The sequence below is a fragment of the Agarivorans albus genome, from assembly GCF_019670105.1.
In the GTDB taxonomy this organism is placed as follows: domain Bacteria; phylum Pseudomonadota; class Gammaproteobacteria; order Enterobacterales; family Celerinatantimonadaceae; genus Agarivorans; species Agarivorans albus.
In genome coordinates this window covers 3,201,742-3,226,000 of sequence record NZ_AP023032.1, presented here as the reverse complement: position 1 = coordinate 3,226,000, position 24,259 = coordinate 3,201,742, and the positions used below count along the sequence as shown (strand labels likewise).

Here is a 24,259-nt window from a genome sequence, read left to right as displayed (position 1 = left end):
TCACTATTTCTTAAGGGTTAAATTGGCTGAGCTTGTGAATGTGATTGCTTAGCGAAAAGTACTATAAATTACCGAAAATCGCTTGAATGTTATGGCGAACTTGGGCACATTGGAGTGAATAACAAGCGCTTGGTGTTAGCAATTAGTTTTTAATTAGTCATAAGCCAAAGGATGCCTTGCTTCACTGTTGACCACTATGGACAATATTCAACCTACAATCAGCGTTGTGAATTCCCCCGCGTCGTCTTCTGAAACCTCCACTGCACTTACCGAGCTCGCGCTTGCCTTAGCCGCTAAGCCTAGCGAAGGCTTTTTTGACGAACTCATTAGCAGATTGGCGCAGCAAGTTGGTGCTTGCGAAGGCTATATTGCTCACTTCGATTCTCGAACCCCTAGCCTTCCTTGTATTCGCTATTGGCGAGAAGGCCAGTTTATTGGTGGGAAGCTAAGCCCTGCCTCAGCTAACCTGCTGGCTGAAATACGCGCTAGGCGGGTTGTAAATATTGATAATCTGCAACAAGCTCATCCTGATTATGCGAGCACCCAACCTGAGATCCAGCAACCGTTACAAGGTTTCTGGGCACAGCAAATAATTCAGCAACAGCGGGTAATTGGCTATATTGCCTTTAGTTTTAGCCAGGCAAAGTTTGATCATGCTTTGCTCGAACAACTGTTAGCCCCATTCTTTGAACGTTTAAGTAGCGAATTTGAGGTTCAACAACAACGAGAAGCCTTGAGCCTGTCGGCGATCGCCTTTGAGAGTAATGAAGGGCTTATTATTACCGACGTAAATTATCGCATCGTTAAAGTTAATAAGGCGTTTAGCCAAATTACTGGTTATCAACAACATGAAGTATTGGGACAGGAACTCACAGAAGTGCTGGGCAATCCAAGCCCAGTATTTATTGAAGAAGTAGATGGCACGGTTAGGCGTAAAGGTGAGGTAGAACGGCAGCGCAAAAATGGCCAACGTTACACCCAGCAAGAAACCATCACTGCTGTTCACAATGATTTAGATTCGTTGACCCATTACGTAGTGTGTCTTCAAGACATATCGGCAAACAAAGCCACAGAACAGCAAATTCAACATTTGGCTTATTTTGATGAGCTTACTGGTTTGCCTAATCGTCGAAAGCTGCGCGAAGAACTTAGCCTTTGTTTTTCACGTGCTAAAAAGCAGCATGCCATTGGCGCTTTGCTGTTTATCGACTTAGATCATTTTAAAAACATTAACGACTCATTAGGGCATGCAGCAGGCGATTGGGTATTGCAGCAGGTAGCCAAGCGTTTGCAAGAGCTTATTCGTGAAGGAGACGTGCTGGCTCGCTTAGGTGGTGATGAATTTGTTTTGCTGCTGGCAGATTTAGGAGAAAGCCCTCCTCACGCAGAGCAACAAGCCAATATTGTAGGTAAACGCTTAATCCAAACTATTTCCTCTCCTTATCCCTTTGATGGCCAGTCGCTGCATATTGGTGCCAGCGTAGGCATTACCTTGTTTCCTGGTAAGGGGCAAACCGCTGAAGACCTATTGAAGCAGGCTGATACAGCGATGTATCAAGCAAAGTCAGCCGGTCGACGTACCGTTATCTTTTTTGATGATGGTATGCAAAAACAGGCCGATAAACGTTTAAAGCTACATAACGCATTACGTGGAGCCTTGGCCAACGACGAGTTGCTGCTTTATTACCAGCCGCAGCACATGGTGTCTACTGGTGAGTTAGTCGGCGCAGAGGCCTTAGTGCGCTGGCAACCTGAAGGTAAAGGTTTGGTTTCACCCACCGAGTTTATTCCCATTGCCGAAGAGTCAGACCTGATCATTGATATTGGTATGTGGGTATTAGAGCAAAGCTGTAAACACATGGCGCAGTGGCAGCAAAAGGGTTTACTGTTGCCAGAATTATCAGTGAATGTTAGTGCTAAACAGTTTCATCATCCTGAATTTGTTGACCGAGTAGAAGAGCTGATGACGCGTTACAGCATTGATGGCGCGATGCTTAATTTAGAAATTACTGAATCGGTGGTGCTAGGCCATGCAGAAGACACTATTCGAAAAATGGAGCAGCTAAAGGAAATGGGGCTGCGTTTTTCCATTGATGACTTTGGTGCCGGGTACTCGTCTTTAAGTTATTTGAAGCGCTTGCCAGTGGATGAACTAAAAATCGACCGCTCGTTTATTCGTGATATTCCACGTGATAGCCGAGACATGGCCATTGTTGATGCAGTATTGGCGATGGCCAACCATTTAGGCTTTACTGTTACCGCTGAAGGCGTTGAAACGCGCCAGCAATTAGCCTTTCTTAAACAACAAGGGTGTACCTTCTATCAAGGTTATTTATCCAGCAAAGCGATTACTGCAGAAGCCTTGGAGAGATATATTCAGCGTTTTCAGAGCAAATTTGGCTAATAGCCCTTTATCTTTTGCTTTCGAGTCGGTTATAACTAGAGCTAGATATTAGTTAAGTCGATGATTCGACTCACTCAATAAGGAACCGCGTATCATGAAATGGCTGTTATCGGCTTTTGCACTTTTGGTTTTAAACGTAGCTCATGCCGAAGATTTTGTTCGCTCCCACGCCCTAGTGATGCACGGTGAACCTGCCTTAGCCGCAGATTTTAGCCACCTTCCTTATGTTAATGTTGATGCGCCCAAGCAGGGCAGTGTGACCCATGAAGCACAAGGCACCTTCGATACGTTTAACCCCTTCATCGTAAAAGGCAATTCTGCTGCAGGTGTTGGCCAAATTTACGATACCTTATTAACCAGCAATGATGATGAAGCATTCGCTCAATACGGTTTGCTGGCCGAGAGTATTGATTTACCAGCAGATCGCTCTTGGGTTCGTTTTAACCTTCGCCCAGAAGCGCGTTTTCATGATGGCAAACCTGTCACTGCAGAAGATGTTGTATTCACCTTTAATTTATTGATAGAAAAAGGCGCGCCATTTTACCGCGCTTATTACGGCAGCATTAAAGAGGTAAAAGCCGAGTCTGTATCGAGTGTGCGTTTTACCTTTGCCGATGGCACCAATCGCGAGTTGCCACTTATCTTGGGTCAACTGCCAATTTTGCCTAAGCACTTTTGGCAAAATCATGACTTTTCTAAAGCCGATTTAACCATCCCGCTGGGCTCTGGCCCATATAAATTGGGTGAGTTTGATACTGGCCGTTCGGTGAGTTATCAGTTGGTTAAAGATTATTGGGCTAAGGATTTACCGATTAATCGCGGGCGTCATAACTTTGCTGAGATTAAATATGAGTACTACCGAGATTCGTCAGTGGCGCTAGAAGCTTTTAAATCAGGCCGAATTGATTACCGCATCGAAACCAGTGCTAAAGACTGGGCTACCGCATATACCGGCCCAATGTTTGATAGCGGCAAAGTACATACCGATACCTTGAGCAACGAAAATCCTCAAGGCATGCAGGGCTTTGTATTTAATACCCGTCGCGATTTGTTTAAGCAAACCGAAGTGCGCAAAGCAATTGGTTTATTATTTGATTTTGAATGGACTAATGAGCAACTTTTTTACGGGGCGTACAAACGCACGAATAGCTATTTTGCTGCTTCAGAGTTAGCATCAACTGGCTTACCAGAGGGTGGTGAGTTGGCATTGTTGGAACCATTTAAAAAGCAGCTACCGCAAGAGGTATTCACTAAAGAATTTACTCTAGAGAAAACCCGAGGTGACGGTAATATTAGGCCGCAAATGCGCGAAGCTCTAGCGCTGCTAAAAGAGGCGGGGTGGAGTTTAAACAAAGGCAAGTTGCTCGATGCCAATGGCAAGCAAATGCACATTGAGTTTTTGCTATACCAAAAGAGTTTTGAGCGCATCGTATTACCTTACACGCGCAACCTACAAAAAATTGGTATTAGCACCGAAGTGCGCGTAGTTGATGTATCGCAATATGTGAATCGGGTGCAGAACTTTGATTTTGATATGGTGGTCGGCAGTTTTGGTCAGTCGTCATCTCCGGGTAATGAACAGCGTGATTTTTGGGGAAGTAAAGCCGCTGAGCATACTGGGTCTCGCAATATCATTGGTGTAAATAGCCCGGTTATCGACTCGTTGATTGAAGCGGTAATTGCTGCCGAGGATCGTCAGGCCCTGATTGATGCAACCCGTGCTTTAGACCGAGTATTGTTGTGGTCGTATTACGTAGTGCCGCAATGGCACTTAAATGCTTGGCGAGTGGCCTATTGGGATAAACTTAAACGACCTGAGCGTAACCCTAAATATGCGCTGGGTTTAGATAGCTGGTGGGTTGAATAGTTACCCAATGACTAGCTACATTCTTCGACGTTTATTATTGATGATCCCCACTTTGCTGGGGATCATGACTCTTAATTTCATTATTATTCAATCTGCGCCGGGTGGGCCGGTTGAACAAGCCATTGCTAAGATACAGGGCATTGATACCTCTGCTACCCGCCGCGTTGATTCCGGTGTAGATACCGAAATTATTCAATCTAATAATGGCGGGAATTCTAGCCAGTATCGCGGAGCACAAGGTTTACCACCAGAGCTGGTTGAAGAGTTAGAGCAACTGTATGGTTTTGATAAACCCTTACACGAGCGCTATTTTGAGATGCTAGGCAACTACCTTCGTTTCGATTTTGGTGACAGTTTTTATCGTGACAGCTCTGTCGTTGATTTAATTCTAGAAAAGATGCCGGTGTCTATTTCCTTGGGCTTATGGACCACTTTATTAGTCTACGGGATCTCCATTCCATTAGGCATCCGCAAAGCGGTGCAACACGGCAGCCGCTTTGATATATGGAGTTCAACAGCGGTTACCATTGGTTTTGCCATTCCCAATTTCTTATTTGCGATTATGCTGATTGTGCTTTTTGCTGGTGGCAGTTATTGGGATTGGTTCCCGCTGCGTGGTTTAACGTCTAGTAACTGGGACGAACTAAGTTTGCTAGGCAAAGTGGGTGATTACTTTTGGCACCTCACGCTACCTGTAACAGCCATGGTAATTAGTAGTTTTGCTACCTTAACTATGCTGACTAAAAACTCTTTCTTGGATGAGATTAATAAACAATATGTGCTTACCGCTAGGGCTAAGGGCTTAACCGAAAATCGGGTACTTTACGGCCATGTTTTTCGTAATGCGATGTTACTGGTTATCTCGAGTTTACCTGCAACCTTAATCAGTATTTTCTTAACTGGCTCATTTATGATCGAAGTTATTTTCTCTCTCGATGGCTTGGGTTTACTGGGCTTTGAGGCGGTGGTTAATCGTGATTACCCCGTGGTGTTTGGTACCTTGTATATGTCAACGTTAATTGGTTTAGTTCTTAAACTGATAAGTGATATTACCTACACCATGATTGACCCTCGAATTAACTTTGAGGGGAGGCAGTAGCATGGGAGTTGTCGCTCAATGGAAGCGCGCTAAAGCCAGTCCACTCAATCAGCGTCGTTGGTTGCAGTTTAAAGCTAATCGTCGTGGCTACTGGAGTTTTTGGCTATTTATTCTGCTGTTTTTCACTAGCTTATTTGCTGAATTTATTGCTAATGATAAACCCGTGTTAATTCGCTACCAGCAGCAATGGATGATGCCGGTAGTGAGTGAATACACTGAGCTAGATTTTGGGGGAGACTTCGATTTAGCGGCTGATTATTCGGACCCCTACATTCAAGACCTGATTACAGAGCAAGGTGGGTGGATGCTGTGGCCACCGGTGCGTTTTTCTTACGGAACCATAAATTACAATCTTAATGTGCCATCGCCTTCTCCGCCTACTGGTGTTAACTGGTTAGGTACCGATGACCAAGGCCGAGATGTTTTCTCGCGCTTATTATATGGTTTTCGTTTGTCGGTATTGTTTGCTTTAGTTCTGGCGATTAGCAGTTCGGTGATTGGTGTAGCGGTAGGTGCTATGCAAGGCTACTTTGGCGGACGTGTGGATTTGTTTGGTCAGCGCTTCATTGAGATTTGGTCGGGCATGCCGCAAATGTTTTTGCTAATTATTTTATCCAGTTTGGTACAGCCAAACTTTTGGTGGCTACTCGGCATTTTGCTGCTATTCAGTTGGATGAGTTTGGTTGATGTAGTACGTGCCGAGTTTTTGCGAGGCCGTAATTTAGAGTATGTAAAAGCGGCTCGTGCCTTAGGGGTAGGCGACAGAGCGATAATGGCACGACATATACTGCCCAATGCGATGATTGCTACGTTAACCTTTATGCCGTTTATCTTTATTGGTGGGCTTACCGCGCTAACTGGTTTGGATTATCTCGGCTTTGGTTTACCGCCGGGCTCGCCTTCGTTAGGTGAAATGGTGGCGCAAGGAAAGAACAATCTGCAAGCGCCTTGGTTAGGGATAACTGCATTCTTTTCCATGTCGATTATCTTAGTGTTGTTGGTATTTATTGGTGAAGCAGCCCGAGATGCTTTCGACCCTAGAAAACGAGTGTAGGTAGCTGACAATGAACAAGTTATTAGAAGTAAAACAGCTATCTGTTTGTTTTGGTTTGCCAGAGCCGGTAGTAAAGCAAGTTAGTTTTGATGTCTATGCTGGTGAGATCTTGGCCTTGGTGGGGGAGAGTGGTTCCGGGAAATCGGTGACTGCGCTGTCGGTATTGTCTTTACTGGGTGATAAAGCCGATGTTAAGGGCGAGATTTTGCTGCAGCAGAAGTCGGTGCTAAACCAACCTAAAAAACTGCTGCAGGCCTTACGTGGCGACCAAATCGCAATGATATTCCAAGAGCCTCTTACCTCGCTTAATCCTCTTCATAGTGTTGAAAAACAAATAAGCGAAGTATTGTGTGTACACCGAGGCATGCATAAACAACAGGCACGCGAAAGGGTGTTAGAGTTATTGAACCTGGTGGGCATTTTAGAGCCAGAAAAACGTTTAAACAGCTTTCCTCATGAGCTTTCTGGTGGGCAAAGGCAACGGGTGATGATTGCTATGGCCTTAGCCACTGAGCCAAAACTACTAATTGCCGACGAGCCGACCACAGCCTTGGATGTCACAATTCAATTGCAGATTTTGGAGCTTTTGAAAGAGTTACAACAAAAGCTAGGCATGGCAATTTTGCTTATTACTCACGATTTAAATGTTGTGCGTAACTATGCCGACCGAGTCGCGGTAATGAAGGCCGGTGAGTTGGTAGAGTTAAACGCTTGCCAGCAACTATTTGCCGCTCCGCAACATGCTTATACAAAGGTATTGTTAGATTCTGAGCCCGTGCGTGAGCAACTTCCAGCAGCTAAACAAGAGCTGTTACTTGAAGCTAGTAAGCTAAAAGTATGGTTTCCGATTAAGCGTGGCTTTTTGCAGCGTACGGTTGATCATATAAAAGCAGTTAACAGCATCGACTTTCATCTAAAACGTGGTGAAACACTGGGGATTGTAGGTGAAAGTGGCTCAGGTAAGAGTACCTTGGCCCAAGCGGTACTAAGGCTAATTGATAGCGAAGGTGAAATTGCTTTTAAGCGTGAGTTTATTCATGACTATGGTGTAAAACAGATGCGGCCGTTGCGTCGTTTTATGCAAATTGTATTTCAAGATCCCTTCTCCAGTTTAAGCCCTCGTATGTCGGTGCTACAGATTATTGGCGAAGGCTTAAGTTTGCACTTTTCGCTTAACGAGCAGCAGCTTAAGCAACGCGTTTCTGAAGCTTTGCAAGATGTTGGCCTAGAGCCCGAAACTATGCATCGTTATCCACACGAATTCTCAGGCGGGCAGCGTCAGCGGATCTCATTAGCGCGAGCATTGGTATTGAAGCCTGAAGTGCTCATTTTAGATGAGCCTACTTCAGCTTTAGACAGTACCGTACAAAAGCAGTTATTGGAGTTACTTAAAAAACTTCAAGTAAAATATAACCTTAGCTATCTGTTCATTAGCCACGATTTAGCGGTTATTCGCGCCTTGTGTCATCGGGTGATGGTGATGCAACACGGCCAGTTGGTTGAGCAGGGCGAAACCGAGCAAATTTTTTCTGATGCAAAGCAAGATTATACTCGCCGATTAATCAATGCTGCGTTAATCTAAATATCAGTAGTTTCTTTTAATAGGGCGCCACTAGTAATGCTCAAGCGGTTTTGGCGAGTACTGGTTTGTTTGGTGTGTGGCAGCTTGGGCATGGCTCATGCTGCAGAGTTAAGCCCCCAACAGCAGTCTTATAAAGATATAAGAAAACTGCAACGTGCCGATAAATGGGCGCAGGCAGAAAAGTCTATCGAAAAGCTTGGCGCTTACCCCTTGGTGGACCACTTGCAGTACTACCAGTTGCGTGGTCAGTTGCGTAACGCTTCGCGTCAGCAAGTAGAACAGTTTATTTTAGACAATCCTCAGTCTTACTTAAGCAATGCTCTGCAGCGCCGCTTTTTGTTGGAATTAGCGAGGCGTAAACAGTGGCAAAGTTACCTGGAGTTTTATCCAAAGCTACCCAATAGTATTGATTTGCAGTGCCACCATTATTTCGCTCAACTTAAAGTGGGCGATGCTAGTCAAGCTTGGCAAGGTGCCGAGAAACTATGGGTACATGGGCGTTCTCGCCCCAAAGCCTGTGACCCCTTATTTGACAGCTGGCAGAAAGCTGGAAATATTAGCGACCAACTACGTTGGCAACGAATGCTGTTGAGTTTTCAAGCCAGTAAGCCTGGTTTAATGAAATATGTTGCTAAGTCCTTATCTGATTCTAAAAAAGCTGATGCCAAGTTATTAGCGGATGCTTATGTTAAGCCTATGGCGGTGTTAAGTTCCGGTAAGTTAAAATTAAACCAATCTAGCCGCCATCAAGAAGTCGCTTTACTAGCAATTAAGCGTCTAGCTCGCTCAGACTTAGAGTCAGCCGTTGAGCATATTGAGCGTTGGTCGAAAGTACTGGCCAAATCAGACGCCTTATACCTTAATGTTGAGCGCTATCTGATCCGCAAAGTGATTAGTGACAAAAGCCCAGAGCTATTGAAATGGTCAGATCGGCAGTTACGCCTTAATCCTGATACAGCGACAATTGAGCGTCGAATTCGCCTAGCTATAGCAGAGCAGCAATGGGACCAAATTGGCTTGTGGATTGCCCGCCTTCCTGAAGCAAAGCAAAAACAAGAACGCTGGACCTACTGGCAAGCTCGTTCATTAGTGGCTTTAGGGCAGAAAGAACGCGCGCAACCTACCTTAGAGATGCTGGCTAAAGAAAGAAGCTATCATGGCTTTCTATCTGCGCAGTTTTTACAGCAACCTTATCAACTGGGAGAGCAGCGTCATATCACTAGCGACGATACTCTGAAGCAGCTTAACCAACATCCCGTGGTGCTTAAAGTCACTGAACTACTTGCCTTAGGCGAGTATTACTCTGCCCGAACCGAGTGGGATACCTTGTTGCGCCGCTCAAGTTTATTGCGGCAATTGGATTTAGGCGTATTAGCACTTAATAACGATTGGCAAGACCTAGCGGTTCAAGCCTCTATTGTTGCAAAGCAGTGGGATCAGTTGGAAATGCGTTTTCCGCTAAGCTTTGCTAAAGAGTTTGAGTACTTTGCTAATAAACGACAGGTTGAGGCAAGCCTGCTTTATGCGGTAGCTCGTCAAGAGAGTGCCATGTACCCATTGGCTCAAAGCTCGGTAGGGGCGCGCGGTTTAATGCAGCTAATGCCAGCCACAGCCAAAGAAACCGCACGAAAAATCGGTTTCCGTTATCGCTCGCGAAGCCAATTGTTCGAACCCGAAGATAATATACGCTTAGGCAGTGCTTACTTTGATGGTTTACTTAATCGCTATCAAGGTAATCGAATTCTTGCCGCTGCAGCCTACAACGCTGGGCCACACCGGGTAAACCGCTGGTTGAAGGAGCGTGGCGATGTGCCAGCCGACGTATGGGTTGAATCTATTCCATTCAAAGAAACCCGCCACTACGTACAAAGTGTGCTGGCTTATCAGGTGGTATACCAATATCGGCGCAAGCAGCAACTTACGCCGTTTCTTACGCCAAATGAACTGGGCTACCAATACGGAAAATCTAAGGGCTAAGGCGGTCTATCTTCCAGCCTTTGGCATCACTGGTATAGCGAAAGCGATCGTGTAGGCGGTCGGCTTTTCCTTGCCAGAACTCGATCGTGTCGGGGATCACTCGATAACCACCCCAAAACTCGGGTAATGGCACCGTTTTGTCAGCAAACTGCTGTTTGTATTGTGTTACTTGTTGCTCTAACACTTCGCGGTTTGCAATAACTTGGCTTTGATGGCTCGCCCAGGCACCAATTTGACTGCCTCGGCCACGGCTATGAAAGTATTCTTCTGACTCTTTAGGGCTAACGCGTTCCACGCGGCCTTCTATTCGTACTTGACGCTGTAAGATATTCCAATGAAAAGTAAGGCAAGCAAGCGGGTGGTTTTCTAACTCTTGGCCTTTTCTACTGCCATAATTAGTATAAAAAACAAAGCCCTGCTCGTTAAAATCTTTGAGTAACACTACTCTGGCTGAAGGGCGGCCATCGGGACCTACCGAAGAAATGGTCATAGATTCAGGCAATACAATGCCCGACTTCTCTGCTTGTTTAAACCAATCGCCAAATAGCTCAAAAGGATCTTCATTTCCTTTTGGTTCTGGTGGGGAAAGCAGCACCCCTTGGCCTAAGGTTAGCGCGCAGCGTATTTTACTTAAGAGTGACATAATTGATTTGCTTAATTAATTGATGCAACAAACAAAATTTGCATAAAAGGGTGAAAATAGCATAACTGACTAAAGATCATAGTTTACACTCTGTAGCACGGTTTCACTATCAAGTTTTGCTTTGGCTTGATATAGTTTTGCCTTGTTCGAGTTTCAGGTTTAATTCTGCTTAGCAGACGAAAAGAGGGTAAGTAATTTGGCCACAATTAAAGACGTTTCTCAGTTGGCGAATGTATCTATTTCGACAGTATCCCGTGTTATTAACAATACTGCCCAGGTTGCCCCGGAGAAACGAGAGGCCGTACTCAGAGCGATGGAAGAGCTGCATTATCGCCCTAACAGCTTTGCCCAGGCTTTAGTGAGCAAACGCTCAGATTGCATTGGCTTGATTGTTGGTGATTTAGGTGGTGGTCCATTCTTCGTGCAAATGATGAAAGGCATTGAAGAAGTTGTTGATGAGTCTGATAAATACACTATTGTGATGTCTGGTCACCATAGTGCAGAAAAAGAACGCCATGCCATCGATATTTTATTGCAACGCCAATGTGATGCAGTAATTGTTCACTCAATGGCATTAAGTGATGAAGAGTTACGCGAAGTAGCGGATTGTGATACGCCATTTATTTTCATTAACCGTTTGGTGCCTGGTTTTGAAAACCGTTGTGTGTATTTAGACAACCATGAAGGCTGTTATAAAGCCACGTCATTCTTGTTAGAAAAAGGCCATAAAGATATTGCGTTTATCACCACGGATGACTTGTCATTTGCTGATGGTGTAGAGCGTTTATCTGGCTATCGTCAAGCAATGGAAGAGAGCTCTGGTCCGCTTAATGAGCAATTAATTGCGCGTGCTTATCCCGACGAAGTGGGTGGCAGTCAAGCTGTTGATAAGTTGCTAGAGCGCGGCGTAGAGTTTAGCGCCATTGTGGGTTACAACGACTCTATGGTGGCAGGTGCATTATCAGCACTGCGTGACAAAGGTTATGATATTCCAGGGCAAATCTCTGTAGTGGGTTACGATGACAACCACTACGCGCGTTTTGTTCACCCTAAACTAACCACGGTTCGTTACCCAATTGAAGACATGGGCAAACGTGCTGCTCAGTTGGCGATTGACATTTTGGAGTCGAAAGATGACGAAATGGGACCAAATGTTATGGATCTAAAATTCCATCCAGAATTGATCGTTCGCGACTCCGCTAGCGATAAATCGTGATCCAATTCAAAAAATAATAATTAAGGCTGCTTGCAGCCTTTTTTATGACTTGTCTTGAAAAGGTTTTCTGGTATCGTTTTCACATCGAGTGCAACTGTTAGCCGCATTTGAAGATTGAGTTTGAGATGACTTAATTGAAACTTTCCCGCTGTATAGGGTTGTTTGAATTACTTAGCCTTTTCTAGGTATCAACAATTCTAAAAACTTGCTGTTACGACCTAATTTATTAGGTCGTTTTTTTTGCCTGCGTTTTGGCGAAGCTGGTTTTTCAACCCTTCCATAAAAGCCGTTATTGAATGCTCCCTCTTTTCGAAGATGCAAACAATTAATGCTGAACTCTCCCGTTTTTATAGCCAATTGGCTCGCAGCCATATTTTTATTTTTAATAGTGATCAGCTACATAGCTAGATAGGTATACTATGCAAACCTAAGGCACAGAAGGAAGCGCAGTGATTAAGCGAATTAGTATTGTAGGTTGTGGTTGGTTAGGGATGCCGTTGGCAAAGTCATTGCTAGGGCAAGGCTATCATGTGCTTGGCTCTAAGCGACACAATGAAGAGCTGGCAGAGCTTAGTGCCGCAGGCATAGAAGCTTACCGCCTAGAACTAAACCCGCAGCTTGATTCAGACAACATTGACGCTTTACTGAATAGTGATTTGCTGATCATCAATATTCCACCTGGGCGTAAAACCAACACTGCTGAATTTCATATTGCACAAATATCAAATTTGCTCGCTGCAGCCAAACGGCAAGGGTTGAAGAAGGTGCTGTTTGTTTCCTCTACTTCTGTATACGGCCCGATGCAGGGCGTGGTGGATGAATCCAGCCCACGGCTACCAGAGACAACCTCCGGCAAAGCTTTAAAGCAGATTGAAGATGAGCTAATCAATGATGCTTATTTTGATGCTTCGATATTGCGTTTTTCAGGTTTGGTGGGCGGGCAACGTAAACCAGGACGTTTTCTCTCGGGTAAAACGGTGAGTGGCCCGAGTAGCCCAATTAATATTATCCATCGCAGTGATTGTATTAAGATCATCAGCCAAATCATTAAGCGCGATTGTTGGGGAGAGACCTTTAATGCCAGCGCAGATCTTCATCCCACTAAGCAAACTTTCTACCAACTAGCAGCAGAGCAGTTAGGCTTAGCGGCTCCCAACTTTGTTGATGGAACAGCAAGTAACAAGGTTATTGCCAATAACAAACTTAAAGCCAGCCTAAATTTTCAATTTACCTATCCTGACCCTATGGCATGGTTGCAGGACAATATCGAAGAGGCAGAATAATGAGCGATTTTAGAAGTGATACTGTAACCCAGCCTAGCCAAGCGATGCGCCAGTTAATGAGTACCGCTCTGGTAGGTGATGATGTTTATGGGGATGATCCAACAGTAAATCGCCTGCAAAGCTACGCTGCTGAGCGCATGGGCAAGCAGGCTGCGTTATTTTGTAGTTCTGGTACTCAGGCCAATTTACTGGCCATAATGGCCCATTGCCAACGCGGAGATGAGTATATTTGTGGGCAAAATGCACACAACTATAAATACGAAGGAGGCGGTGCGGCAGTACTTGGCAGTGTTCAGCCTCAGCCTATTGAAAACGAAATCGATGGCAGTCTTAATTTAGATAAAGTAAAAGCCGTTATTAAATCCGATGATTTCCACTTTGCGAAAAGTCGTTTGTTATCGCTGGAAAACACCATTGGTGGAAAAGTATTGCCAATGGACTATTTAGCTACGCTACGTCCTTTTGTTGAGCAAAATAACTTGGCTTTGCATTTGGATGGCGCACGCATTTTTAATGCAATAGTTAAAAGCGGCGAAGATGAACGAAAACTTGTTGACCCTTTCGACAGCTTTACTATTTGTTTATCCAAAGGACTTGGTGCACCTATTGGCTCTTTATTGCTGGGCAGCGAAGAGCTTATTGCTCGAGCAACTCGATTAAGAAAAATGTTGGGTGGCGGGATGCGTCAAGCAGGTATTATTGCAGCTGCTGGCCAATATGTATTGGAGAACAATGTACAGCGTTTAGCCGATGACCATAGCAATGCTCTTTATCTAGCCGAGCAGCTTGCAACTATTGAGGAGCTAAGTTGTGAACCTAGCCTTGTGCAAACCAACATTGTGTATGCCACGTGTTTAATGCAGCAGTCTAGCGCATTAGCCGCTGCACTAGCTGAGCAAGGGATTTTGATGACCGCTGGCACGCCAATGCGATTTGTTACCCATTTAAATGTGAACAAACAAGATATAGATACTCTGATAGCCGCAATTAAACAGTTTTACGCAGGACAATAAGGGCCCCAATGCTATGAAAATTGAAATGCTGAGTACCGGTGATGAAGTGTTACAAGGTGATATCGCCGATACCAATGCTGCTTGGTGTGGCCAAGAGTTAAATGAGCTGGGTTTAAGCTTTAGTCGTCGCCAAACGGTGGCAGATAATATGAATGATATTGTTGATGCGCTGCAGCAAGCGGCTGAGCGTAGTGATTGGGTGTTAGTTAATGGTGGCTTGGGCCCAACCAGCGATGACTTGAGTGCTGAAGCCGCAGCGCGATTAACCGCTTGTGAGCTAGAGCTTAACCAAGATTGGCTAAAGCAGCTTGAAGCTTGGTATGTGGCACAAAACACGAAAATGCCTGAGAGTAATATCAAGCAAGCCATGTTACCCAAGGGCGCAGTAATGGTAGATAACCCTATAGGCACTGCATGTGGCTTTATAGTGGAACATGCTGGGGCAAAACTTATCTTTACCCCGGGCGTGCCTAGCGAGTTTAAGCGAATGCTCAAAGAGCAGTGGTTTCCGCAGCTAATCGCCGCTGCACCCAATGCGCAAGCCAAGGTTAAGCGCTTTTATACCTTTGGTTTGTCTGAGTCATCACTTAGTGATCGCTTTAACGATTTAGCGCTACCAGAAGGTGTTCATCTAGGGTATCGCTCGGCGCGTCCTAGTATTGAAGTTAAGCTGTTTTATCCGCGAGAAGCTCCTGAATATGAGCAATTAAGCCAAGTTGTTCGCAACGAGTTAGCCGACCATGTATTTACCGAAGACCAAGGCAATTGGGCCTTGCACCTGCAACAGTTGATGATAGCGCAGGGCAAAAAGCTGGCCTTAGCTGAATCTTGCACTGGCGGGATGTTAGCTGCAGAGCTGGTTGCGGTTGCGGGCAGCTCTGCCTACTTGGATCGCGGCTTTGTTACTTACAGTAATCAGGCAAAGCAGCAAAGCATTGGGGTGCCAACAGCAACTATTGAGCAATACGGCGCAGTATCAATTGAAACCAGTCAAGCAATGGCTCTAGGCGCGCTTAAACATAGCGAGGCAGATATTGCTTTGTCGGTCACTGGCATCGCAGGTCCAAGTGGCGGTAGTGAGGAAAAACCGGTAGGTACCGTTTGTTTTACCTTAGCAGAAGGCGATAAATGTATTAGTCAGCAGCTATTACTCAGTAATCGAAGTCGCTCGGTAGTACGTATTATGTCTACCGCCGTTGCTATGGATATGTTGCGTCGGTACTTAACCGGCTCGCCGGTATTAGGTGATTACCAGCACTTAAAACGCATTGATAGCGCCGATAGAATCCTGTAGCTGAATTAGTTTAACAGCGGCGAGTTTCACGAAATTTATTTGGCACTAGTGTGGTCTGTTATAAAAAGGAGATGCTATGTGGTTGAAATTTAAACGTGATTGGGAAGAGCCCGAGTCGGCTGTTACCCCAGAAGCGCTGTTTAAGCAGCGCCGCAATATTATCAAAGGCTTTGGCGTTGCAGGAGCTGCCAGTTTGCTTCCAGCTACGGGGCAGGCTGCGTCTTGGTTTGGTGGTGACGACGAAGAGCCTGCAGCAATAGTGCGACGCGCTCTCAATAAAACCGATATTCCCCCTTTGCATAACGATGCTTTAACGCCAGAGGCAAAAGCCATTAGTCATAATAATTTTTATGAGTTTGGCACCGCTAAAGATGACCCCGTTAAGAACAGCCGCCAGTTTAATCCTAACCCTTGGTCTTTCACCATCGATGGTTTGGTGGAAAAACCACTGACCTTAGATTTAGATGACGTAATGGCTAAAATGGCTCTAGAGCAACGTATTTACCGGTTACGTTGTGTAGAAGCTTGGTCGATGGTTATTCCTTGGGTTGGCTTTTCTTTGAGTGATTTGCTCAAACAGGTTAAACCTTTGTCATCAGCGCGTTATGTTGCTTTTGAAACGCTGTACGATCCAGAACAAATGCCAGGGCAGAAAAGCCGTTTTGTAGGTGGCGGCATCAATTATCCCTATGTAGAAGGCTTGCGTTTAGATGAAGCGATGAACCCTTTAAGCTTTATGGCAGTGGGCATGTATGGCAAAACCTTACCTGCGCAAAACGGTGCGCCATTGCGCTTAGTTCTGCCTTGGAAGTATGGGTTTAAGAGCATTAAGTCGATAGTACGAATTCGCTTTACCGATGTAGAGCCGCCCACCACTTGGAATATCCTTTCACCCCATGAGTATGGCTTTTATGCCAATGTAAATCCCAAGGTCGACCACCCTCGATGGAGCCAAGCGTCTGAACGTAGAATTGATGACGCGGGTTTATTGGGACGCAAGCGTATCGATACCGAAATGTTCAATGGTTATGGTGAGCAGGTTGCCCACTTATACAAAAACATGGATTTAACCCGCTACTTTTAATGGTGCTTAGGTGAGTAAAGCTATAAACAAAACGCTTGCCAGCTATCGTTGGCAACTAAAAGGCCTATTGCACCTGCTGTTATTATGCCCGTTGTTTTATTGTGTTTTAGCGGTCGTTAATGGCTGGTGGGGAGGAGACCCCGTTCAGGCTATTATTCATTACCTAGCGAACAGTGCATTAAACATTTTAGTTATTACGCTTTGTTTAGCGCCTGTGTCACGTAGGTTTAAGTTACCTAGCTTATTAGCTTATCGGCGCTTAATTGGCCTTTATGTGTTCGTTTATGCACTGTTGCATTTAGCGGCTTACTTGGTGATTGATTTAGGTTTAGATTGGCAGCTATTTTGGCAGGAGAATATCCAACGACCTTACATTTGGTTGGGCATGGTTGCCTTTGTGGTATTGCTAGCAATGAGCATTACTTCGCTTAAAGCCTTACAACAAAAACTAGGGCGTCGTTGGTTGCAATTACATGGCTTAGTTTATCCTATAACCTTGCTTGTTCTGGTTCACTTTTGGTGGTCATTAAAGTCGGGGTGGTTAGAACCGGTGCTTTACTTCGTAGTGGTTGCTGGCTTGTTTTCACTGCGAAAGCTGCAAATTCAGCGTTGGTTGAGTAGTTTTAATAATACCAGTCACTCTAAGTAAGTGATCAGAAATAACGCAGTTATCGAGTATTTTGACCAGATAGAATGAACAGTTACTTAGTACGATTGGTATAAATAGCTACTTCGGAGTAGGGGCCTTCCACAGTGCGTAGTTGTTTTTGCCATTATGTTTAACTTGGTACATGGCTTGGTCTGCGCGATGGAGAATTTGGTTAAATTCTTCGTTGTGACGGTGAAAACTGCACATACCAATGCTTAGGCTCACCGAAACTTCAATATGATTAAAACTATGAGTTTGGTTGAAACTATCGAGCAATGTTTTAGCCTGTTGCTCTAGCTGTTCGGTATCACTAAAGGGCAGCAGTATGGCAAACTCATCACCGCCAATGCGCCCCGCCTTTGCTTTTTCAGGACAGCTATCTTGGATACGTTTAGCACAAGCTTTTAGTATGTGATCGCCCGCAGTATGGCCATACTGGTCGTTAATTGGCTTGAATTGATCTAGATCGACAAACATTAAGGTGCCGCCGTTGGCATCTATGGTTTGGCAAAATCGGTTGAACTCCGTTTCAAATGCATGGCGGTTTAGTAAACCCGTTAAGGTGTCATGGTGAGCCAACTTAGATAAGCGGTGTTGATCTACGCGTAGTTGCGTGACATCGATATGCGTGCCAATCACTCGAAGGGGGTTATTATCGCGATCATACTCTTGAATGGTGCCGCGGTCTTTAATCCAGCGAGTACTGCCATCTTGATGCACCATGCGATATTCAATATTGTATTCATTGCTATGCCCACGAATCATCGATTCAAAAGCATCAATAGCTAGTTCTTTATCTTCGGGGTGAAGGTTAGATTTCCAATTTTCGTAGAGTGCTTCTTGCTCAGAAGCTGAAATGCCACAAATTTTTCCGTATTCACAATTGTAAAGACTAAGCCTACCACTAGGAATATCCTGCTCCCAAAGCACAAGTCCGCTGTCGTTTAGGGCAATATTAAGAAGGTTTTTAGTGTCATTGAGTTGGGATTGTAGATGCCGATTTTGCTCGCGCAGTTCGGCGATTATCTTGTCGCTTTCATCCATTAATGCGGCTTCACAATGTGTTTACAATTGTAAGCAGTTTATCAAATTTTACTCTCGCTTTCCTATAATTATTTGACTCCTTGGTCAAATCTAAAGGGCGATACAGTTTTTTATTCCGTATCGCCAAGTTTACAGGCTGTTATTTAAGGCCTTAATTCTTACCAAGAACCTGTGCTTGGCATAGATGCCCAAGGCTCTTGTGGAGGTAGAGATTCACCTTGTTGTAAGAGTTCTACAGAGATCCCATCTGGAGAAACGATAAATGCCATATGGCCGTCTCTTGGTGGGCGGTTAATGGTTACACCGGCATCTTGCAGTTTTTGGCACAAGCCGTAAATGTCTTCTACCGACACCGCAATGTGACCAAAGTTACGACCTCCGGTGTAGCTCTCCTGCTGGCCATTTTCATCTGGCCAGTTGTAAGTTAATTCTAAGCAAGGCGCGTTTTCGGCTTTTACTCGCTCAATGTCTTCATCGGCAGCCAAATAGATGAGAGAGAAACGCCCTTGTTCGCTTTCGTAACGACGCACTTCGCTCATGCCAAGTAAATCGCAGTAGAAACGCATGGACTCGTCGAGATCTTTAACTCGAACCATGGTGTGAAGAAACTTCATATTGTCTTCCTGTTAGTTTAATAATGATTAGTTTTTGCTAATCCTGAGTAATGCAGACATCTTCTTTGGGAATGCAGCTACAACTCAAAATATAGCCTTGTTGTTTTTCATCGTCGGTTAATCCGCTATCTTCTAATACTTCAACTTCACCACTTTGCAGCTTAACCTTGCAGCTGCCACAAAAGCCGCCGCGACAAGAGTAAGGTAAGTTTAGGCCTGCTTGTTCCGCTTGCTCTAATAAGTTTTGCTGATTGTTGCCTTGAAGGTAGGTATCCCAACTGTCGAATAAAATATTCAGCGCTTTAGTCTCTGAACTCGTGGTAGGGTGATGACCAAAGCTCTCTTCGTAATAATCGTCTTCATGTAAACCTAAGGCTAACAGTTGTTCTTTAGCGCTTTGCATAAAGGTTTGAGGGCCACATACATACACAGCGCGTTGTTCTAAATCAGTTACATCCATCAACATGCCTCGGTTTAGACGACCTTGATAGCCTTGCCAGTTTTCAGGGGCTTGTTGGGTGAGTGTATAGCGGATACTGCAGTGACTAAAGCTTTGGCTAAGTAGCGCTAGTTCTTGCTCAGCAATGAGGTCATTTTCACTATGAGCACTATGCAAAAACACGATGTCGCGGTCGATATTCAAATCACTTAAATAGCGCATCATCGACAACATAGGGGTAATGCCGCTACCGGCGGAGAGTAAAAGTAATTTGGCGTTACTGCTTTGCTTAACATGAAAATCGCCATCAGGGGCATGGGCTTTTAAGCTCATGCCTGGCTTGAGGGTATCATGAAGCCAGTTAGATACTTGGCCATTAAGCACCCGTTTAACGGTAATGGCTAAGCGTTGTGGGCGAGTAGGGGAGCTAGAAAGCGTGTAGTTGCGGCGCAGTGGCTTTCCGTCAACTTCAAACTCGAAGCCTATATATTGGCCAGGCAAATATTCACTCAAGGTTTGCTCGGGGGCCTCAAAGATAAAGGTTTTTACATCGTGAGTTTCTTGTTTTACTGCTAAACAACGTAATTCAAGTGCCTCACCTTGTTGCCACTGCTGTTTGTCTGGGGAAGTTTGGCTTCGTTTATTTACGTTTTCTGGGTAACGCTCTGGTGTGCGAGTTTCAAGCACTTCTACTGGGTCGTATAAGCTAATATTGCCGCTGTTAAGCGCCACGACATTCTGCCCAAAGTAAAGATTGCCGTCTTCACCTTGGCGATACTTAGCTAGAGTACTTAGTGGTTCTTTGTTGGCATCAAACTCACCTGTGCGCTGGTCAAGAGTGGTAAATACACAACGTGAGCAAGGGTTTTGCACTTCAAATTCTACTTCACCAATCTTAAAGCGCTTCCAGCCGTCTTCGGCAAAGGCTTCAGTATTTTTAACCACTAAGTTAGGGCGAAATTGTTCCATGCTGTGCTTGGTGGTAGAGCGTAGGTTCAAGTCTTCGAGTGATGCTTCTGAGAGCAGTAACAGTGGGTAACCATCGGCAAATGCAACTTGGCTTTCACGCTGTTTTACCAAACGAGATGAATGTTCACCAAAAAATACTAAATGGCATTTTTCCCCCAAATAGCGACTAAACCATTGGTCGTAAGATTCACTGCAATGCTGGGCTTGCACTGTATCTTTCCAAATCATTATCTCTTTGTAGTGACTATAGAACTCGGCATATTGTATCGCTAAGTTTGGCATGTTCTCGGCTCTTAGCTGCAAACCGGTTTGGGTAAGCGCAGCATGAACTTGAGCCAGCTTTGGGTGAGTACGTGCGGTAATTTGTTTGCCATCCGGTTGGCAAACCACAAAGCGCCGGTCAAAGGCTAAACCATGCTCTTCAACAAAGGCATGATTTAGATGAATACCTGCGGTTGATTTAATCGGATAAACACTTAATTGACTAACACGAGCATCATTCACTGCTTGAGCTTCCTTTTGCCTATTTAATCTAGCAATAGTACTCAAGCAAAGGCTTGGTAGCTAGGGTGTTCAGCAAAAAACGGGCTACGTTTTCGCTACCTGACCTTAACCACCGGGTCACGAGTTAAGGTGTAATTATATTATAAATGAATCTGTCAGTTTTATTTACAATCAACCCAAAAACTTAGCTGCTATAAAAAACTATTTATATATTTATCATTGCCTTATCTTTATGTTTTCAGCTGGCGTGCTTTTTGCTCACTAAATAGACTTTTAAGTTCACTCGTTATTTAAGGAAGGGAAGCTGTCATGAACAAAAAAGTTTTGCAGGCCTCGCTGGTTTCGTTAGCGATTGGAACGCTCTATGCGCCTATGGCCTCTGCTATCGTTATTACCGAAAGTTTTGATGCAATGGAGCTAGCCGAATCTTTGTTAGTTCCTGATTCAAGTATTGTTATCAATTCGGCGACTTTGTCTCAATCTGGTCTTGGGCAAGCTGGTACTTTCACCAATGAGTCTGGCGTATATGGTATTCCCTCGGAAGGCGGAGTGGTTCTTAGCTCTGGTTTAGTTAAATCGTATGAGGATGGGCCAAATACTGACAGTGGGTTTACCGGAAGTTTTGACACTGCAGCAACTGCTGAGCAAAACGCAATGTTAACCCCTTTAACGGGTATTCAAGGCCATTTTGATCCGGTGCAGTTAGACATTAGCTTCACGGTAAATTCCGTCGACCCTACCACATTGACTTTTTTCGGAGTATTTGGCTCTGAAGAGTGGCCGGAGTTTGTTGGTGGTACTGTCACCGATGGCTTTGGCTTATTTTTAAATGGTGAAAATATCGCAGGAGCCTTACCTACCGGTTCTAGCGCAGGTGACCCTTTGTTACCTATCAATATTGACCATCCAGATATGAGTGACATTCGAGGTACTGAACTTGATGGCGTACTAGCACCAAACGGCAATCCGCAGTTGCGTTTTGATGCGCCAGTTCAGCCAGGGGTAAACACCTTTACTTTCATTTTGGCTGATGCCGGCGATAGCGTGTTAGACACGACTATCTTCTTAAGTAGCTTTGGTGAATTAGGCGAATCTGAATTTGTGCCGATTTTGCCGGATCCGAGTAACCCTACTGATGAAAATGGTGCCTTTGTATTTGACCTACCCGAGGTACAAAGTGGTGAAACGATTTGGATCGACCCTGATGTAGCGGCCGGTTATGTCTACTCTACTGATGGTATGTTTGCTTCAGTTACCGCGCCTTCATTAGCTTCGGTGAATGACCCGGACGGTTACGTGATTGAGTTTTTGTTTGAAGGAGTATTGCAGCAAATTGCATTAGCAGCAGGAGAAACGTTTGAGTTTGGTATCAACTTTGACCCTGTAAGTACCTTCACCTTAAGCGGCATAAACTTAGATCTTGGCTTGGACCCTACCAGTCCGCTGGCATTTGTTACCGGTTTGTCTTTTGTCGAAACGGGCAGCTTCCAAGTGTCGCAGTTACCCGTTACGGTATTTGTGCCAGATAACAACAGCGTGCCAGAGTCGCCAACTTTATTTATGTTTGGTCTAGTTATGGCATTTTGGGCTGGACGAAAAAAACTCAGTGCTTATTATAAATAGTATTGTTTTTAAAAGCCTAAGTGAAAACTTAGGCTTTAATCTTTTTGGGGTGTCATGAAACATATACTGATAGTTGTTTGGTCGATTGCGGTGTTTTTTAGCAGCAGTGCATTGGCTGCTGACGATTCTGGTAAATTTGCTGCAAAAGGCGCCGCAAGAAAAAGCTGTAGTGACTTTACTCAAAGCGCTCAACAGAAAAATTCTGATTACTTACTTTATGGTGGTTGGTTAGAAGGTTACGTGACTTCTTACAATCAATTTCAGCCCTCAAACTATGATGTTGTGCCTTGGCAAACTACCGAGTTGTTGTTGGCATTACTGCAGCGTCATTGTAAAGCTAACCCCGATATTAAGTATTTAGATGCAGTAAATAGCTTAATTAAAACGGTGTTTCCAATTCGCTTAGAAAAAGAGAGCCCGTTAGTGCAGGTCTCTGTGGCCGATGCAAACTCTTATTATTATGTAGAGATTTTGCAGCGTGCAAAGCAGCGTTTAAAGTTTTTAGGGTATTACAATACCGCGGTTGATGGCTCAGTATTTACCCCATTGGATGTGGAAGTATTTGTTAAGTATCAAAAAGACATCGGCATTCCGCAAACGGGTATTCCCGATCAGTTTACCTTGTCTAATTTATTCCTTAAAAAGACTCAATAACACAACTCAATTGTTTACCAAACAGAGCCACTTTGCTTTAAGGAAAGTGGCTCTGTTACTTTGAATTTTTAGTAAAATATCGCATACTGTGTTTATATACAGTTTTGAGGCGATAGCTGTGGCAGATTTACAGCCAATACAACGTAAAATAATCCATGTAGATATGGACTGTTTTTACGCAGCTGTTGAAATGCGAGACCAGCCAGAGTTAGCCAACGTTCCCTTGGCTGTAGGCGGCATGCGCAGCGGTCGCGGGGTGTTGACTACTTGTAACTACCTTGCGCGTGAATATGGTGTTCGCTCAGCTATGCCAACCCATAAAGCCTTGCAGCTTTGTCCGCATTTAGTATTGGTGCCTCCACGCATGCAGGTTTACCAAGAAGTGAGTAAACAAGTACAAGGCATTTTTCATGAATACGCCGATGCTATAGAGCCGCTGTCTTTGGATGAAGCCTACCTAGATGTAAGTAATAGTGAGGCCTGCAAAGGCTCGGCCACACTCATCGCTGAACAAATCCGCCAAGATATCTTTGCTAAAACAGGTCTAACAGCTTCTGCTGGTGTGGCGCCTGTGAAGTTTTTAGCCAAAATCGCCTCGGATTTAAATAAACCCAATGGTGTATATGTTATTAAACCGCAGCAAGTCAGTGAGTTTATCGAGACCCTAGCGCTCGAAAAAATCTCAGGTGTTGGCAAGGTGAGCATTGAGAAACTGCATCATCAAGGTTTGTATACCGGCGGTGATGTACGCCGTGCAGATAAAGACAAGTTAAAGCAGCTATTTGGTAAGTTTGGCGAGATGTTGTGGCTGCGTTGTCAGGGGGTAGACGAGCGCGCTGTAAGCAACGACCGTAAGCGAAAATCGGTGGCAGTAGAGCGCACCTTTGCTAAAGATGAAGGTAACCAAGCTATTTTGGTAGAGCGTTTGTTAGCCTTGCTGCCTGAGCTTAAGCGGCGCAGTGAAAAGCACTTAAAGCAAGCCAAGATGAATAAGCTAGGGGTGAAGGTAAAATTTGCAGATTTTCAACAAACTACTAAAGAGCAACAGTGTCAGCATATTGATGAGTCGGCATTATTGGAGCTGTTTGAAGAGGCGCTTGCTAGAGGGAAGGGAAAGGCGGTGCGGCTAATTGGTTTGCATATTGGTTTGGCTTATGAGCAGCAAAACCAGTCACCACAACTGGTTTTGCCGTTTGATTCGTTAACTACTTAACCTGAACTCGGGATAAGGAAGTGACGATAGCTTT

19 protein-coding genes are annotated in these 24,259 nt (G+C 44.6%); 15 read left to right on the top strand and 4 right to left on the bottom strand.

The genetic code is table 11. The features are described 5' to 3' along the window. The first annotated feature begins 196 nt into the window (after positions 1 to 196). From K5620_RS14555 to K5620_RS14530, 6 genes are all read left to right on the top strand, one after another. Complete coding sequence (locus K5620_RS14555) at positions 197 to 2,404, top strand: putative bifunctional diguanylate cyclase/phosphodiesterase (protein WP_215426498.1); 2,208 nt, start codon at positions 197 to 199, stop codon at positions 2,402 to 2,404. 94 nt (positions 2,405 to 2,498) lie between these two features. Continuing rightward, positions 2,499 to 4,271 carry an extracellular solute-binding protein gene (locus K5620_RS14550; RefSeq protein ID WP_246612290.1) on the top strand — a complete coding sequence of 591 codons (1,773 nt, stop codon included), beginning with the start codon at positions 2,499 to 2,501 and terminating at the stop codon, positions 4,269 to 4,271. Positions 4,272 to 4,278: 7 nt separating this feature from the next. After that, positions 4,279 to 5,370, top strand: a complete 1,092-nt coding sequence (locus K5620_RS14545; RefSeq protein WP_016402251.1) for a microcin C ABC transporter permease YejB — start codon at positions 4,279 to 4,281, stop codon at positions 5,368 to 5,370. Position 5,371: 1 nt separating this feature from the next. Then, the gene (locus tag K5620_RS14540; RefSeq protein WP_016402250.1) at positions 5,372 to 6,424 is read left to right on the top strand and encodes an ABC transporter permease; all 1,053 of its coding nucleotides are present in this window, start codon (positions 5,372 to 5,374) and stop codon (positions 6,422 to 6,424) included. 10 nt (positions 6,425 to 6,434) lie between these two features. After that, positions 6,435 to 8,006 (top strand): ABC transporter ATP-binding protein, encoded by a 1,572-nt coding sequence (locus tag K5620_RS14535; protein ID WP_016402249.1) that lies wholly within the window; start codon positions 6,435 to 6,437, stop codon positions 8,004 to 8,006. Positions 8,007 to 8,042: 36 nt separating this feature from the next. Next, on the top strand, positions 8,043 to 9,983 hold the full coding sequence (locus K5620_RS14530; protein ID WP_016402248.1) for a transglycosylase SLT domain-containing protein: 1,941 nt from the start codon (positions 8,043 to 8,045) through the stop codon (positions 9,981 to 9,983). Here K5620_RS14530 and pdxH read toward each other — a convergent pair. After that, positions 9,973 to 10,626, bottom strand: coding sequence for a pyridoxamine 5'-phosphate oxidase (gene pdxH, locus K5620_RS14525; protein ID WP_016402247.1), 654 nt, complete (start codon positions 10,624 to 10,626; stop codon positions 9,973 to 9,975). The two genes, K5620_RS14530 and pdxH, sit on opposite strands and share 11 nt — an antisense overlap. Before the next feature lie 196 nt (positions 10,627 to 10,822). Between pdxH and K5620_RS14520 the strand changes: the two genes are divergently transcribed. The 6 genes from K5620_RS14520 (at position 10,823) to K5620_RS14495 (ending at position 17,165) form a co-directional block, all read left to right on the top strand. Then, complete coding sequence (locus tag K5620_RS14520; protein ID WP_040307276.1) at positions 10,823 to 11,842, top strand: LacI family DNA-binding transcriptional regulator; 1,020 nt, start codon at positions 10,823 to 10,825, stop codon at positions 11,840 to 11,842. A gap of 449 nt (positions 11,843 to 12,291) precedes the next feature. Then, positions 12,292 to 13,125: an SDR family oxidoreductase gene (locus K5620_RS14515; RefSeq protein ID WP_016402245.1), complete on the top strand. Its 834-nt coding sequence runs from the start codon at positions 12,292 to 12,294 to the stop codon at positions 13,123 to 13,125. Next, positions 13,125 to 14,138, top strand: a complete 1,014-nt coding sequence (gene ltaE / locus K5620_RS14510; RefSeq protein ID WP_221077387.1) for a low-specificity L-threonine aldolase — start codon at positions 13,125 to 13,127, stop codon at positions 14,136 to 14,138. The genes K5620_RS14515 and ltaE overlap by 1 nt, the downstream gene beginning before the upstream one ends. Positions 14,139 to 14,151: 13 nt before the next feature. Beyond that, positions 14,152 to 15,432 (top strand): CinA family nicotinamide mononucleotide deamidase-related protein, encoded by a 1,281-nt coding sequence (locus K5620_RS14505; RefSeq protein ID WP_016402242.1) that lies wholly within the window; start codon positions 14,152 to 14,154, stop codon positions 15,430 to 15,432. A 76-nt stretch (positions 15,433 to 15,508) separates the two neighbouring features. Continuing rightward, complete coding sequence (msrP, locus tag K5620_RS14500; RefSeq protein WP_016402241.1) at positions 15,509 to 16,516, top strand: protein-methionine-sulfoxide reductase catalytic subunit MsrP; 1,008 nt, start codon at positions 15,509 to 15,511, stop codon at positions 16,514 to 16,516. A 10-nt stretch (positions 16,517 to 16,526) separates the two neighbouring features. Further along, the gene (locus tag K5620_RS14495; RefSeq protein WP_016402240.1) at positions 16,527 to 17,165 is read left to right on the top strand and encodes a protein-methionine-sulfoxide reductase heme-binding subunit MsrQ; all 639 of its coding nucleotides are present in this window, start codon (positions 16,527 to 16,529) and stop codon (positions 17,163 to 17,165) included. A 78-nt stretch (positions 17,166 to 17,243) separates the two neighbouring features. Here the strand turns inward: K5620_RS14495 and K5620_RS14490 are convergent, their stop codons facing one another. The 3 genes from K5620_RS14490 to K5620_RS14480 all read right to left on the bottom strand — a co-directional run bounded on the left by K5620_RS14490 (position 17,244) and on the right by K5620_RS14480 (position 20,735). Further along, a complete protein-coding gene (locus K5620_RS14490) occupies positions 17,244 to 18,209 on the bottom strand; it encodes a GGDEF domain-containing protein (protein ID WP_016402239.1) in 966 nt (321 codons plus the stop codon). Between the two features lie 158 nt (positions 18,210 to 18,367). Next, positions 18,368 to 18,823 carry a lactoylglutathione lyase gene (gloA, locus tag K5620_RS14485; RefSeq protein WP_016402238.1) on the bottom strand — a complete coding sequence of 152 codons (456 nt, stop codon included), beginning with the start codon at positions 18,821 to 18,823 and terminating at the stop codon, positions 18,368 to 18,370. Positions 18,824 to 18,860: 37 nt separating this feature from the next. Further along, entirely contained in the window at positions 18,861 to 20,735 is a 1,875-nt protein-coding gene (locus K5620_RS14480; protein ID WP_016402237.1) for a hybrid-cluster NAD(P)-dependent oxidoreductase, read from the bottom strand. Between the two features lie 309 nt (positions 20,736 to 21,044). Between K5620_RS14480 and K5620_RS14475 the strand changes: the two genes are divergently transcribed. From K5620_RS14475 to dinB, 3 genes are all read left to right on the top strand, one after another. After that, positions 21,045 to 22,358: a choice-of-anchor L domain-containing protein gene (locus K5620_RS14475; RefSeq protein WP_016402236.1), complete on the top strand. Its 1,314-nt coding sequence runs from the start codon at positions 21,045 to 21,047 to the stop codon at positions 22,356 to 22,358. A gap of 54 nt (positions 22,359 to 22,412) precedes the next feature. After that, a complete protein-coding gene (locus tag K5620_RS14470; protein ID WP_016402235.1) occupies positions 22,413 to 23,012 on the top strand; it encodes a peptidoglycan-binding domain-containing protein in 600 nt (199 codons plus the stop codon). A 118-nt stretch (positions 23,013 to 23,130) separates the two neighbouring features. Further along, positions 23,131 to 24,225: a DNA polymerase IV gene (gene dinB, locus K5620_RS14465; RefSeq protein ID WP_016402234.1), complete on the top strand. Its 1,095-nt coding sequence runs from the start codon at positions 23,131 to 23,133 to the stop codon at positions 24,223 to 24,225. Positions 24,226 to 24,259: the final 34 nt, after the last annotated feature.